A 14,067-nucleotide genomic window follows, 5' to 3' on the forward strand; every position below is an offset into this window, starting at 1 on the left:
CAAAGCTCAGTCAAGGTGTAACGGGAACGCCGCTTGACGAAGGATGGAATTTCGCGACAGAAGCATTTCGCGACCGGCGGGGTTCTCACCCCGCCTTTCCATCGGCGTATGTTTGGAGGACGGGCCTGTTAGTGGCTATCCTTGCCGACTGCACTTCCGCGACATCCCTTCAGGAAGTCGAGGTCGGCGCCGGTATCGGCACCCTCGACATGCTGCTGATGCAGGAAGGCATAACCGGACGTCGGCAGATCATGGTTCGGCTGCCATTCGGCCAGTCGCTTCGTCAGTTCCTCTTCGGAAATGTCGAGATGCAGGCGGCGGTTCGGCACGTCGAGCTCGATCATGTCGCCGTTCTTGACAACCGCGAGCGGACCGCCGACGGCAGCTTCCGGCGAGGTATGCAGAACGACGGTGCCGTAGGCCGTACCGGACATGCGGGCGTCGGAAATGCGCACCATGTCGGTGATGCCCTTCTTGAGCACCTTCGGCGGCAGTCCCATGTTGCCGACTTCGGCCATGCCCGGATAGCCCTTCGGACCACAGTTCTTCATGACCATGATGCAGTTCTCGTCGATGTCGAGATTGTCATCATTGATCTTGGCCTTGTAGTCGTCAATGTCCTCGAACACCACTGCCCGCCCCTTGTGCACGAGCAGATGCGGCGAGGCTGCCGAGGGCTTCAGCACCGCGCCCTTCGGGGCGAGATTGCCGCGCAGCACGACGATGCCGCCGGAGGAGGTCAGCGCCTTTTCAGCCGGCAGGATGACGTCCTCGTTCCAGTTGACGACGTCCTTGACCTCGTCCCAGACGGTTTCGCCTGACACTGTCAGTGCATCCTTGTGCAGCAGGCCGGCCTCACCGAGGCGCTTGAGCACGACAGGCAGGCCGCCGGCATAGAAGAACTCTTCCATCAGGTATTTGCCTGATGGCATCAGGTTGACGATGGTCGGAACGTCGCGACCACAGCGGTCCCAGTCGTCGAGCGTCAGATCGATGCCGACACGGCCGGCCATGGCGAGCAGGTGGATGACGGCATTGGTCGAACCTCCGATCGCCGCATTGGTGCGGATGGCGTTTTCGAAGGCCTGCTTGGTCATGATGTCGGAAGGCTTCAGGTCATCCTTGACCATCTGCACGATGCGGCGGCCGGTGAGCTGCGCCATCACCTTGCGGCGGGAATCGACGCCCGGGATCGCAGCATTGCCGGAGAGTGCCATGCCGAGCGCTTCGGCCATGGATGCCATCGTGGAAGCGGTACCCATCGTGTTGCAGGTGCCCGACGAACGGCTCATCGACGCTTCGGCCTCGAGGAATTCGGCCTGCGTCATCTCGCCGGCCTTCACCATTTCGGAGAACTTCCACAGATGCGTGCCGGAGCCGACGCGTTCGCCGCGGAAATAGCCGTTCAGCATCGGCCCGCCGGTGACGACGATCGACGGCAGGTCGACGGAGGCAGCGCCCATCAGCAGCGACGGCGTGGTCTTGTCGCAGCCGACGAGCAGCACACAGCCGTCCATCGGCTGGCCGCGGATCGCTTCTTCGACAGCCAGAGCCGCAAGGTTGCGGTACATCATCGCGGTCGGGCGGAAGGTATTTTCGGATGCGGAGAAGACCGGCACCTCGAGCGGGAAGCCGCCGGCTTCCCACACACCAGCCTTCACCTTCTCGGCAAGCTCGCGCAGGTGACCGTTGCACGGCGTCATATCCGACCAGGTATTGAGGATGCCGATGACCGGGCGGCCGTCGAACAGGTCGTGCGGATATCCCTGGTTCTTAAGCCAGCCGCGATGGTAGATCACGTCGCGGCTCGTGCCGCCATACCATTCCTGCGAGCGCAGCTTGCGCGGCCATTCTGCTTTCTTCTTCATAATTTCTGTCCTTCAGGATATCCCCTGATCGCCTCGTACGATCAGGGTTATCGCACTTCGTCTCAAGCCAGCGTGTAGGCGGTCTTGACGGTTGTGTAGAATTCGGCGGCGTACTTGCCCTGCTCGCGCGGGCCGTAGGACGAGCCCTTGCGGCCGCCGAAAGGAACGTGGAAATCGACGCCGGCGGTCGGCAGGTTCACCATCACCATGCCGGCCTCGGAGTTGCGCTTGAAATGCGTCGCATGCTTGAGGCTGGTCGTGGCAATGCCCGCCGACAGGCCGAACGGCGTGTCGTTAGCGGTTGCCAGCGCCTCTTCGTAATCCTTCACGCGGATCACGGAAACGACAGGTCCGAAGATCTCTTCGCGCGAGATGCGCATCTGGTTGGTCGCCTCTGTAAAGAGCGTCGGCTGCAGGTAGAAGCCGGGCGTTTCGCGCGAGATGAGTTCGCCGCCGAAGGCAAGCTTGGCGCCCTCTTCCTTGCCGATCTTGATGTAATCGGTATCGGTCTGAAGCTGGCGGGCGTCGACGACAGGGCCGATATGGGTGCCGGGCTTCATGGCATTGTCGACGACGACGGTCTTCAGCTTTTCGGTGAGTGCTGCAACAAACTTGTCGTGGATGCCCTCGGTGACGATCAGCCGCGACGACGCCGTGCAGCGCTGGCCGGTGGAGAAGAAGCCGGAATTGGCAGCGGCCTCGACGGCCACGGTCAGATCGGCATCGTCAAGCACGACCATCGGATTCTTGCCGCCCATCTCCAGCTGGAACTTGCGGTTATGCTCGATGGAGGAGGTGGCAACGCGCCTGCCGGTGCCTGTCGAACCGGTAAAGGTGATGCCGGCAATGTCGGGGCTGTCGAGCATGGCCTGCCCCACGACCGAGCCTTTGCCCATGACGAGGTTCAGGACGCCCTTCGGCAGGCCCGCGCGGTGCAGGATATCCGCAATCGCCCAGGAACAGCCGGGAACCAGATCGGCAGGCTTGAAGACGACGGTGTTGCCGTAGCAAAGCGCCGGAGCGATCTTCCAGGCCGGAATGGCGATCGGGAAGTTCCAGGGCGTGATGATGCCGATGACACCGAGCGGCTCGCGAGTGATCTCGACGCCAATGTTGGGACGCACCGAGGGAACGACTTCACCGGCAAGGCGCAGCGCTTCGCCAGCGAAGAATTCGAAGATCTGCGATGCGCGGATCGTTTCGCCGATCGCCTCTGGAAGCGTCTTGCCTTCCTCGCGGGCAAGCAGAGCACCAAGCTCATCCTTGCGCGCCATGATCTCGTCGCCGGCCTTCTTCAGGATGACGTGGCGCTCCCAGATGCCGGAGCGCGACCAGGCCGGAAAGGCAGCCTTGGCAGCGGCGATCGCAGCCTTGGCATCCTCGGCGCTCGCCTGAGCGTAGAGGCCGACGACCTCGTTCGTGTCGGACGGATTGATATTCTCGGCGGCGTTCGTGCCGGTCCACTCGCCGGCGATGAGATTCTGATGGACGGTCATGGGCTTGGGTCTCCTCTATGACAAATGACCGGCCGCTTGCGTGGCGGCCGGTCTTGGAAATCAGAGCTGCTTGACGGCGATCTCTTCTTCGGCAGCAACCTTCAGCGGGTTGCGCAGCGGCAAGCCGAATTCGGCCACCTCGATTTCAAAGACATCGCCCTCTTCCGCCTTGATGCCATCGGCAAAGGAAAGCGTCGCCGTACCGAACATATGTACATGCACATCACCCGGCACGCGGAAGAGGCCATATTTGAAATGGTGATATTCCAGATTGGCGAAAGTGTGCGACATATTCGCTTCGCCCGACAGGAACGGTTTCTCGAAGATCACCTGGTTGCCGCGCTTGATGCGCGAGGTGCCACGAATATCCTCTGGAGCCACACCGATGCGGATTTCCGGACCGAAGCTTGCCGGACGCAGCTTGGAATGGGCGAGGAAGAGATAGTTGATCCGCTCGGTGACGTGGTCGGAAAACTCGTTCGACAGGGCAAAACCGATGCGGAACGGCGTACCGTCCTTGGCGATGACATAGATGCCGGCCATCTCAGGCTCCTCGCCGCCGTCGAGCGCGAAGGACGGCGAAACGAGCGGAGCGCCCGGAGCAGCAGCGCCATAGCCATTGCCCTTGTAGAACCACTCGGGCTGCACGCCCTTCTGGCCGGCTGCCGGCTTGCCGCCTTCAAGACCCATCTTGAACATCTTCATGGAGTCGGTCAGCGTTTCCTCTGCTGCCTCGGAGGTCTTCTTGTGCATGGAATCGCGCGTCGCAGCCGAGCCCAGATGCGTCAGGCCCGTACCGGTCAGGTGCAGATGCGCGGCATCCGGATGCGTGATCGGCGGCAGGAAGCGGCCCTCCGCATAGGCCTTTTCAAGATCGACGGTTTCGCCGTATCCGTGGGCCTCGATAACGGAAACGAGCGACTTGCCGCTATCTGCGGCTTCCATCGCCAGAGCGTAAACGCTCGCAGCACCCTTGACGGCCTTGGCGGCGGCACCCGGTTCGCGCACGGCGACGATGATCTCTCCGTTTGCGCCCTTGATCTGCGAAATAAGCACGTTCCTGATCCTTTTCGTTTGGCGATGACAAAGCTTCGCCGCTCCGGCTCCATCCGGAGCCGGAATTCAATTTTCATATGACTGCGATGCGGGGGCCGAGCCGAAGCTCAGCCCTTGTTCTTATTATAGACGTCGAAGAAGACGGCAGCGAGAAGCACCGCACCCTTGACCATCTGCTGGGAGTCGGTGCCAAGGCCGTGGATCGACATGCCGTTGTTCATGATACCCATGATCAGAGCGCCGATGACAGCGCCGGTCACCTTGCCAACGCCGCCCTGTGCCGATGCGCCGCCGATGAAGCAGGCCGCGATCACGTCGAGCTCGAGGCCGAAGCCGCCCTTAGCCGTTGCCGAGTTGAGGCGCAGCGCCACGATCAGACCAGCGAGACCCGCAAGCAGACCCATATTTGCGAAGGTGAGGAAGGTCAGCCGCTCGGTGTTGATACCGGACAGCTTCGTTGCCTTCTCGTTACCGCCCATCGCGTAGATACGGCGGCCGATCGTCGTGCGACGAGTGATGAAAGCATAAGCCGTGATCAGCACCAGCATGATGACGAGCACGTTCGGGAAGCCCTTGTAGATCGACAGCTGATAGCCGAGCGCCAGGATGGCGAGAGCGACGATGCCGTTCTGCGCGATGAAGAAGCCCAGAGGCTCGACGTCGTTGCCATGCTTTTCGTTCGACTTGCGCGCGCGCCATGCCAGATAGACGAGGGTCACGGCGCCGATGACGGTCAGGATGATCGAGGTCGAGTTGATGCCGCCCATGTCGAAAAGGTTGGGCAGGAAGCCGATGCTGATCAGCTGAAAGGCCGGAGGGAACGGACCGATGCTGGTGCCCGTTCCGGCTCCCGTCATCACGGTCAGCGTCAGGCCGCGGAAGACCAGCATGCCGGCAAGCGTGACGATGAAGGACGGTATCTTGTGATAGGCGACGAAATAACCCTGAAGGCCGCCGACCAGCGCACCCACGGCCAGACAAATAACGGTCGCAAGGACATAGTTCATATGCCACTGCACCGTCATAACGGCGGCGATGGCGCCGATGAAACCGACGACGGAGCCGACCGAAAGATCGATATGGCCGGCAACGATCACCAGCAGCATGCCCAGCGCCATGACGACGATGAACGAGTTCTGCAGAATGATGTTCGTCAGATTGAGCGGCCTGAAGAGAACGCCGCCGGTCGAGATCTGGAAGAACACCATGATCGCGATGAGCGCGATGAACATGCCGTATTCACGGATGTTGCCGCGAACAAATTCGCCGATGGAGACGACACGCCCTTGCTCGGTGATGGGTTGATTGATCGGCGTCATTGTTTCTTCTCTCCTGAGCGCATGATGGCGCGCATGATGGTTTCCTGGCTCGCTTCTCCCTTCGGCAGTTCCGCAACGATCCGTCCTTCATTCATGACGTAGATGCGGTCGCACGTACCAAGAAGCTCAGGCATTTCCGATGAAATCATCAGAACGCCTTTGCCGTCAGCCGCGAGCTGGTTGATGATAGTATAAATTTCATATTTGGCGCCAACATCAATGCCGCGCGTCGGTTCGTCCAGGATCAACACTTCGGGATCCGAGAACAACCATTTCGACAGAACGACCTTTTGCTGGTTGCCGCCCGACAGGTTGACCGCTTCCTGGAAGATGCTGGAGGAACGAATGCGCAGCTTCGACCGATAGTCGGAGGCGACGCGCGATTCCCTGACACTGTCGATAACGGTGGCACTCGACACCGCTTCCAGATTGGCAAGCGTCGTGTTGTGAACGATTGTCTCGCCCAGCACGAGGCCAAGGTGTTTCCGGTCCTCGGTCACATAGGCGAGACCGGCGTCGATCGCCTTGCGCACCGTCGTCGTATCGACCTTCTTGCCGTCGACGAAGACGTCGCCGGTGATCTTGTGCCCATAGGACTTGCCGAAGACGCTCATGGCGAATTCGGTGCGGCCGGCGCCCATCAGGCCGGCGATGCCGACGACCTCGCCCTTGCGGACATTCACGTTGATGTCGTGCAGGACCTGGCGGTCGCGATGCTGCTGGTGGAAGGCATTCCAGTTCTTGACCTCGAAGATCGTCTCGCCGATCGGCACGGAGCGCGGCGGATAACGGTCCGCGAGGTCGCGGCCCACCATGTTCTTGATGATGATGTCTTCGCTGATCTCGTCCTTGTGACAGTCGAGCGTCTTGACGGTCATGCCGTCGCGCAGGACCGTGATCTGGTCGGCGACCTTGCGGATCTCGTTCAGCTTGTGGGAAATGATGATCGAGGTAATGCCCTGCCTGCGGAATTCCATCAGCAGGGTGAGCAGCGCATCGGAATCACTTTCGTTCAGAGATGCGGTAGGCTCGTCGAGAATGAGCAGCTTGACGCTCTTCGACAGCGCCTTGGCGATCTCGACGAGCTGCTGCTTGCCGACGCCGATGTCGGTCACGAGCGTGTTCGGAGATTCCGCCAGGCCCACCTTGGCGAGCAATTGCTTCGTGCGATTGAATGTTTCGCCCCAGCTGATGACGCCGTTCTTGGCGTTTTCATTACCGAGGAAGATGTTTTCGCCGATTGAAAGCTGGGGCACCAGCGCCAGCTCCTGGTGGATGATGACGATACCGATTTCTTCGGAATCCTTCAGAACCCTGAAGTTGCGCACGTCGCCTTCATAGACGATGTCGCCATCATAGCTTCCTGCCGGATAGACGCCGGAGAGCACCTTCATCAGGGTCGACTTGCCGGCCCCGTTTTCGCCCACCAATGCGTGGATCTCACCCTGACGAACCCTGAGGTTCACATTCTCGAGCGCCTTGACGCCTGGGAACGTCTTGGTGATGTTCCGCATTTCGAGGATCGTATTTTCCATGACTAAAAACCCAACGCCGCGATCAGAAATGACCCGGCGATCATAGAATCGAAGACCGGAACCCGCAATCGCGCGGGTTCCGGCCATTCATAATTACTTCAGCTGGTCTTCCTTGTAGTAACCGCCATCAACGAGAACCGCCTTGTAGTTCTCCTTGGTCACGGCGACCGGCTTCAGCAGGTAGGACGGAACGACCTTGACACCGTTGTCGTAGGTCTTCGTGTCGTTGACTTCAGGCTCCTTGCCGGACATGACGGCGTCAACCATCGAAACGGTGACCTTCGCCAGATCGCGGGTATCCTTGAAGATCGAGGAATACTGTTCGCCTGCGATGATCGACTTGATCGACGGGATTTCCGAGTCCTGGCCGGTGACGACCGGCAGCGGCTGCCCAGCCGAACCGTAGCCGACGCCCTTCAGCGACGAGAGGATACCGATCGACAGGCCGTCATACGGAGACAGGACAGCGTCAACCTTGGCGTCGGTGTAATTAGCCGAGAGCAGGTTGTCCATGCGGGCCTGGGCCGTTGCCGGATCCCAACGCAGCGTGCCGACCTTGTCCATGCCGGTCTGGCCGGACTTCACGACGAGCTTGCCGCTGTCGATGTAGGGCTGCAGGACAGACATTGCGCCGTCATAGAAGAAGAAGGCGTTGTTATCGTCAGGCGAACCGCCGAAGAGTTCGATGTTGAACGGGCCCTTGCCGTCCTTGAGGCCGAGCTTGTCGACGATCGTACCAGCCTGCAGAACGCCAACCTGGAAGTTGTCGAACGTGGCGTAGTAGTCGACGTTGGCAGAGTCGCGGATCAGGCGGTCATAAGCGATGACCTTGATGCCGGCGTCATGAGCCTTCTGGAGAACGTCGGAAAGGGTCGTGCCGTCGATCGAAGCGACGACGAGAACCTTGGCGCCCTTCGTGACCATGTTTTCGATCTGCGAAAGCTGGTTCGGAATATCGTCGTCAGCATACTGCAGGTCGGTCTGGTAGCCGGCAGCCTGGAGCTGCTTGACGATGTTGTTGCCGTCGTCGATCCAGCGAGCCGAAGCCTTCGTCGGCATTGCGATGCCAACCAGGCCCTTATCGGCCGCCATAGCCGGCATAACGAACGATGCGACGCCGAAAGCAGCCGCAGCCATCAATGAGATAATGGATTTCATTTCTCTCTCCCTTGTTAAAGATTAGCGGACGAAAAATCGCCCGCCCCGAAACTGTGGCAGGTTCCGTATTGGATAGTTACTTCAGATGGTGAGAAACGAAGTAGGTCTCCTCCACGATCTCACACGTGTTGAGTGCCAACCAGCACACGGCGGCAAACTGGTATGGATTCCTATAACTGTCAAATAGAATAACTGGTAATGTGCATAACAAATTTGGTATATCGTTAAAAAGTATTACTTTTGATGGAGCGCAGTGGGGAGGCTGCAACCATGACGATTATCTCCGAGCCATTTTCTTTGGAACATGTCGACATTAACAGCGACAATTTTGGCGATGACGGCCTTCTACGTGCAGGACTTAAGCTGAATCACCTGCGTATGATTGTCGCAATCGAAGATAGCGGGCAGATTTCGGCTGCCGCAGAGGTGCTGAACATATCGCAGCCGGCGGCCTCCCGAATGCTGTCCGAAATGGAGTCGATTGTGAAGACTCCGCTCTATGAGCGGGTTGCCCGCGGCGTGGTGCTGACCACCTTCGGCGAAGCTCTCGCCCGGCGTGCGCGCAAGATCCTTCTGGAGCTGCGTGAGGCAAGTCGCGAGATCGGCGAATTGAAGAGCGGCAAGGGCGGCTCGGTCTTCATCGGCGCGGTCACCGCGCCCGCCATGAGCCTCGTCGTTCCCGCAATCAACACGGTGCGCAAGACCTTTCCAGGCATCGAGGTCAATATCCAGGTCGAGACCAGCAATGTGCTGGCGCGCGAGCTTCTCGCCGCCCGCCACGACTTCATCATCAGCCGCATCCCCGATGACCTCAACCCGCGCCTTTTCGAGGTCCGCGAGATCGGCGTCGAGAAAGCCTGCCTCATCGTCCGCAGCCGCCACCCGCTCTTGAAGAAGAAGAGCCCAAGCAGCCTGTCCGAGATCAAGGATTACGACTGGGTGTTCCAGCCGCCGGGCACGCTGCTGCGCCGCACGATAGAGGATATCTTCCTGTCGCGCGCAGTTCGGCTTCCGGAAAACATCGTCAACACCTCTTCGCTGCTGCTCACCTGCGCGATCATCTGCGAGACGGATGCCATTGCCCCCGTTGCCGTCGATGTCGCCCAGTTTCTCGCTTCTCAGAGCTCGAATGCATCCGATGTGCGCATCCTGCCGATCGATTTCGAGATCAACGTCAAGCCCTACAGCCTGATCACCGTCCGCGAGCGCGCTCTGCCGCCGAGCGCCCGGCTGCTCTACGATCTCATTCTGGAAGAGAGCATCCGGCAGGCTGAGGGCTAGGGCCGTTAAGATACCCGGACTGAACGACGCGCATGCTACGACAATCTTCTAAAAACGCCCGGGTAGTCCAGCACGATGCCGTCGTCGTCGACCTCAAGTTCGGCGGAAAATCCAGTTGATAGGCTTTCATAGAGAAAACGGTTCTCGGCAAGCTTGGTATATCGTTGTTTGACAGGCTCGACGATCAGGTCCGGCAGGGAAACATAGGCAGCGTTGATGTCCTCGGCGACACCTGTTTTTTGTTCAAGCCGCCGAATTGGCAGGGTGTTGGTGAAGGGTGTTGCTGCAATATCGACATCGATGCACCCGGCCAAATCGGAAATCTCCGAGCTATTCCCGTCGACCCAACGACCGCGGCCGTCGGACAGAATGTGCAGCCTTGGACCGTTGGCGATCTGAACCCTGACGTCGCGCACCCGCCAATGCGGGTCGATCACCAACCGGTAGGTCAGATCATATTTTCCGGCTTCGAACTGTCCGGTCACAACACCTTCCGCAAACACACCCTCGTCATTGTGGAGGATGGAAAGACGCTCAAGCCCGCCTCCGTTCCAATCGGTCCATTCTATTGTCTGCTTCCACGCTGTCATACGCGCCCTCATTGCCGTTTCCACAAATGCTGCCCCTGTCGCGGCGACCGGACAGTTCACCAAGCATAGGATTCCATCCGGTCAGACACCACGCCAAGATTTGCTGGGGCTGACAGAACGCTTCAATCTCGCCAGGACAAGGTCAGGATCACTGCACCGAAATCCAGCCCGGCGCCAACTTGGCGCCGTCTAATGCGCCGCTCGCAAAGGAAGGCGCATGCTGTTCGGACAATCGATATTCCAATCCGTTCTCGAACGGTTGAAAGAGCAAGACGCCGGAGAAGCGGAAGAGCCGGCCGCCCATCGCGTTCCCGGCTTTCCGACTGGCCTCGCCTTCGATGTAATGGAGGGTGTTTCGGCTGCTTCGCAGCGGGTCGGGCAAGCCTATTTCGACAATCTCGGCCCCGAACCGGCGATTGCGGCCCCTCCTCCGCCGGCACCTGAACCGGTCATGCCCGATCATCTCGCCCGCATCGCGCCGGAAGAGATTGTCGCCGACCTGTCGATTTCATCTGCCGATACGCAACAGACGCTGAACGAGAAACGGCGGGCTTTCGCCAAGGCCAATCATCCTGATGGTGTCGCAGAGCCTTTCCGCACCAATGCCAACAGACGTATGATGATCGCTAACCTGCTGATCGACGAGGCGATGCGCCGCCTGCCGCACAGCTGAAGCTTTTCCGTCCGTCATCGAATGATTTGAGACGTTCCAGGCTTTGGACGGCTGGCGTTTCCGGCTCGCTTTGCGGGTTATTTACGCTGCTTTTTCTGACGGTTCAACTGGTGCTGATAGTATCTCGATTGAATATTTCGCGTTTTAGTAGCAGATAATTCTTCCGCTTTTTGGTACCGGCGACAGCATATTTCGGCAGGCCAACATACCGTGCCTACTCCCTTTTCATTAGGCCTCAACGCTATTTAGCGAAATTGAATGCGATACAACCTTTTGTAACATAGGCCGGTGTTAATGTTATCGAAGGACACCAGCATGTCATCCACGCGAGATCCTAAGCTGCCACGCAATACCGCGCGCAGACATTTTCTAGGTGTTGCCGCTGCCGCCGGTGCCCGGTTTGCCGGCGTTGCGGCACTGGCGACGGCAATTTCCACCTCTCCCGCGAATGCGTTGGGGCGGCTTTGGGGGCGGGGCGGACATGGAGGCTCCGGCGGACACGGCGGCTCCGGTGGACATGGAGGCTCTGGCGGAAGCGGTGGCTCTGGCGGAGGCGGTGGTGGCGGCCCGCAGTGCTTCCTGCGTGGAACGGCGATCCTCACGGATTGCGGTGAAAAGCCCGTCGAGGATCTGCGCATTGGCGATCGCGTTGCCCTTCCGGACGGGAGCGCCCGTCCAATCAGATGGGTCGGCCGCCAGGTCTTCAAGAAGAGCGGCGCACGCTGGCATGAAGGCGTCGTGCCGATCCGGGTTTCCCGCCACGCGCTGGATAGAAGCACGCCCCATTCCGATCTCTACCTGTCGCCTGGCCATGCGCTGTTTCTGAACGGCGTTCTGATCCGCGTGAAGGATCTCGTGAACGGCACGACCATTGCGCCGGTCGTTCCGGCCGATGACGTGCCGGTCGAATACTACGCCGTCCTGCTCGACACGCATGAAGTCATCCTTGCCGAAGGTGCCGCGGCCGAGACCTTCCATCTCTTGGGGAGCAATCACGAGGACTTCTCCAATTTTGCGGAATACAAGCGCCTCTATGGCGAGGAACGCGCCGTGATGACGCCTTATGCGCCGGTGCTGGGCGAGGAAGGCGGCTGGAAGCACTTGAAAGCGCTTCTCCTCCTTGGCGCTTCGCCACTGGTGCCGATGCGCGATCCGTTCGGGGATGCCTGTGAAAAGATAGACGCGCAAGCCAAAGAGCTGTCGCTCTGATCAGTTGCAGGCCTTCCGCGCCGAATCGGAGGGCCGGAGAACGCGTGCCGCGCAAAACTGTGCAGCGGGTTTGCAAGAACGATATACGTGAAACAAGGACCTGAAGCGTGGCGCGCATCCGAAAGATCGCGGCACGCTTTAACTATTCGGCCTTCCTCTCTTCTTCTATTGCCGGCTTGTCTCCGTCCTCATCATCGGGTGCGACAACTGCTGCCGTTTCCGGCGGCTTCGGATTGAAGGTCCAGATCAGCATATAGAAGGAATAAGCGCCGGCGCCGCCCGCAAGCACGCCCCAGAAGGGGTCGCCGCCGATGAATTCGAAGATCGCCCATCCGAAACAGACCACGACGATGAGGACACGAACCCAAAGGTGTCGATAGGTCGGGTGGTTAGGATCGATCAGCTGCATCTCTGTCCCATTGTCGTGATAACGCCGTCTCACTGTTGTGATGACGTCACTTGTCTTTAGGATGGATTTCACAAATGTGAAAGGCCCGCGGACTTGACGCGGCGATTGGAAAATGGAATGAAAATTCTAAACTTGTATCAATTCGGTTTATTTGTTCCGAATCTAGGGAGGCAGTAATGACAGTGAGATTTGGTCTTCTCGGCGCCGGCCGTATCGGCAAGGTCCACGCAAAGGCCGTCAGCGGCGATGCCAATGCAAAGCTCGTGGCCGTCGCCGACGCCTTCCCCCAGGCCGCCGAAGCGATCGCTTCCGCCTACGGCTGCGAAGTGCGCACGATCGAAGCGATCGAGGCCGCCAAGGATATCGACGCCGTCGTCATCTGCACGCCGACCGATACCCATGCCGACCTGATCGAGCGCTTCGCCCGCGCCGGCAAGGCGATCTTCTGCGAAAAGCCGATCGACTTGGATGTTGCGCGCGTAAAAGCCTGCATCAAGGTTGTCGAAGAAACCGGCGCCAAGCTGATGGTCGGCTTCAACCGCCGCTTCGACCCGCATTTCATGGCGGTCCGCAAGGTCATCGACGAAGGCAAGATCGGCGATGTCGAGATGGTGACGATCACCTCGCGCGATCCCGGCGCCCCGCCGGTCGATTACATCAAGCGTTCGGGTGGCATCTTCCGCGACATGACGATCCACGATTTCGACATGGCCCGCTTCCTGCTCGGCGAAGAGCCGGTCTCCGTTTTTGCAACGGCCGCAGTGCTCGTCGACAAGGCGATCGGCGAAGCCGGTGACTATGACAGCGTCTCCGTCATCCTGCAGACCGCATCCGGCAAGCAGGCCGTGATCTCGAACTCGCGTCGCGCCACCTATGGCTACGACCAGCGCATCGAGGCTCACGGCTCCAAGGGTCTCGTTTCGGCCGAAAACCAGCGTCCGGTCTCGATCGAAGTCGCCAACGGCGAAGGCTATACCCGCCCACCGCTGCATGACTTCTTCATGACCCGTTACACCGAAGCCTATGCCAACGAGATCGCAAGCTTCATCGCCGCGATCGAAAAGGGCTCGAAGATTTCCCCCTCCGGCGCCGATGGCCTGGCTGCTCTCGCTCTAGCAGATGCCGCCGTCCAGTCGGTCAAGGAAGGCAAGCTCATCAAGATCGGCTGACCGCCCTCTCCCGACGGTCGCCATAATGAGATGGCCGGGCTCTTGCCCGGCCATTTCTCGTTTGACGAGACGCGTAACTGTATGATCCGAAGACCCCTCCCCACAAGGAAAAGGAAGAGTGCGACGGTGCCTGTCCCCTTCGCCCCAGCGGGGAGAAGGTGGCCCGAAGGGTCGGATGAGGGGGCCGCGGACACAAGGCTGACCGGTCCAAGCTACCAGCGTGCCCCAAGGCCTAAAACAGTATTATGACAGAGACTTAAAGAAATCTCTGTCGGCGGTTGTGGCCCCCTCATCCGACCCTTCG

The 14,067-nt window shown here is 59.7% G+C and carries 12 protein-coding genes; 4 read left to right on the forward strand and 8 right to left on the reverse strand.

The window, feature by feature from the left end; all coding sequences use genetic code 11:
- Nucleotides 1-128: 128 nt before the first annotated feature.
- The 6 genes from araD to chvE form a co-directional block, all read right to left on the reverse strand.
- Nucleotides 129-1,868, reverse strand: coding sequence for an L-arabinonate dehydratase (gene araD / locus PMI11_RS29485; RefSeq protein ID WP_007824692.1), 1,740 nt, complete (start codon nucleotides 1,866-1,868; stop codon nucleotides 129-131).
- A gap of 62 nt (nucleotides 1,869-1,930) precedes the next feature.
- The gene (locus PMI11_RS29490) at nucleotides 1,931-3,364 is read right to left on the reverse strand and encodes an aldehyde dehydrogenase family protein (RefSeq protein WP_007824693.1); all 1,434 of its coding nucleotides are present in this window, start codon (nucleotides 3,362-3,364) and stop codon (nucleotides 1,931-1,933) included.
- A 60-nt stretch (nucleotides 3,365-3,424) separates the two neighbouring features.
- Nucleotides 3,425-4,420 (reverse strand): AraD1 family protein, encoded by a 996-nt coding sequence (gene araD1, locus PMI11_RS29495; RefSeq protein WP_007824694.1) that lies wholly within the window; start codon nucleotides 4,418-4,420, stop codon nucleotides 3,425-3,427.
- A 107-nt stretch (nucleotides 4,421-4,527) separates the two neighbouring features.
- Nucleotides 4,528-5,739 (reverse strand): multiple monosaccharide ABC transporter permease, encoded by a 1,212-nt coding sequence (mmsB, locus tag PMI11_RS29500; RefSeq protein ID WP_007824695.1) that lies wholly within the window; start codon nucleotides 5,737-5,739, stop codon nucleotides 4,528-4,530.
- On the reverse strand, nucleotides 5,736-7,274 hold the full coding sequence (gene mmsA, locus PMI11_RS29505) for a multiple monosaccharide ABC transporter ATP-binding protein (protein WP_037072450.1): 1,539 nt from the start codon (nucleotides 7,272-7,274) through the stop codon (nucleotides 5,736-5,738). The genes mmsB and mmsA overlap by 4 nt, the downstream gene beginning before the upstream one ends.
- Nucleotides 7,275-7,367: 93 nt before the next feature.
- Entirely contained in the window at nucleotides 7,368-8,432 is a 1,065-nt protein-coding gene (gene chvE, locus PMI11_RS29510; protein ID WP_007824697.1) for a multiple monosaccharide ABC transporter substrate-binding protein, read from the reverse strand.
- A 270-nt stretch (nucleotides 8,433-8,702) separates the two neighbouring features.
- On the opposite strand from chvE, the gene PMI11_RS29515 reads away from it, so the two are divergent.
- Nucleotides 8,703-9,713, forward strand: a complete 1,011-nt coding sequence (locus tag PMI11_RS29515) for a LysR family transcriptional regulator (RefSeq protein WP_007824698.1) — start codon at nucleotides 8,703-8,705, stop codon at nucleotides 9,711-9,713.
- Between the two features lie 35 nt (nucleotides 9,714-9,748).
- Here the strand turns inward: PMI11_RS29515 and PMI11_RS29520 are convergent, their stop codons facing one another.
- On the reverse strand, nucleotides 9,749-10,303 hold the full coding sequence (locus tag PMI11_RS29520) for a putative glycolipid-binding domain-containing protein (RefSeq protein WP_007824699.1): 555 nt from the start codon (nucleotides 10,301-10,303) through the stop codon (nucleotides 9,749-9,751).
- Nucleotides 10,304-10,520: 217 nt separating this feature from the next.
- Between PMI11_RS29520 and PMI11_RS29525 the strand changes: the two genes are divergently transcribed.
- Complete coding sequence (locus PMI11_RS29525; RefSeq protein ID WP_007824700.1) at nucleotides 10,521-10,976, forward strand: hypothetical protein; 456 nt, start codon at nucleotides 10,521-10,523, stop codon at nucleotides 10,974-10,976.
- A gap of 315 nt (nucleotides 10,977-11,291) precedes the next feature.
- A complete protein-coding gene (locus PMI11_RS29530) occupies nucleotides 11,292-12,185 on the forward strand; it encodes a Hint domain-containing protein (RefSeq protein ID WP_007824701.1) in 894 nt (297 codons plus the stop codon).
- Nucleotides 12,186-12,327: 142 nt separating this feature from the next.
- Here PMI11_RS29530 and PMI11_RS29535 read toward each other — a convergent pair whose 3' ends face one another.
- The gene (locus PMI11_RS29535; RefSeq protein ID WP_007824703.1) at nucleotides 12,328-12,594 is read right to left on the reverse strand and encodes a hypothetical protein; all 267 of its coding nucleotides are present in this window, start codon (nucleotides 12,592-12,594) and stop codon (nucleotides 12,328-12,330) included.
- 176 nt (nucleotides 12,595-12,770) lie between these two features.
- Here PMI11_RS29535 and iolG point away from each other — a divergent pair, with 176 nt between their 5' ends.
- Complete coding sequence (iolG, locus tag PMI11_RS29540; RefSeq protein ID WP_007824705.1) at nucleotides 12,771-13,763, forward strand: inositol 2-dehydrogenase; 993 nt, start codon at nucleotides 12,771-12,773, stop codon at nucleotides 13,761-13,763.
- The last annotated feature ends 304 nt before the right edge of the window (nucleotides 13,764-14,067 follow it).

The sequence above is a fragment of the Rhizobium sp. CF142 genome (assembly GCF_000281145.1).
GTDB lineage: Bacteria > Pseudomonadota > Alphaproteobacteria > Rhizobiales > Rhizobiaceae > Rhizobium.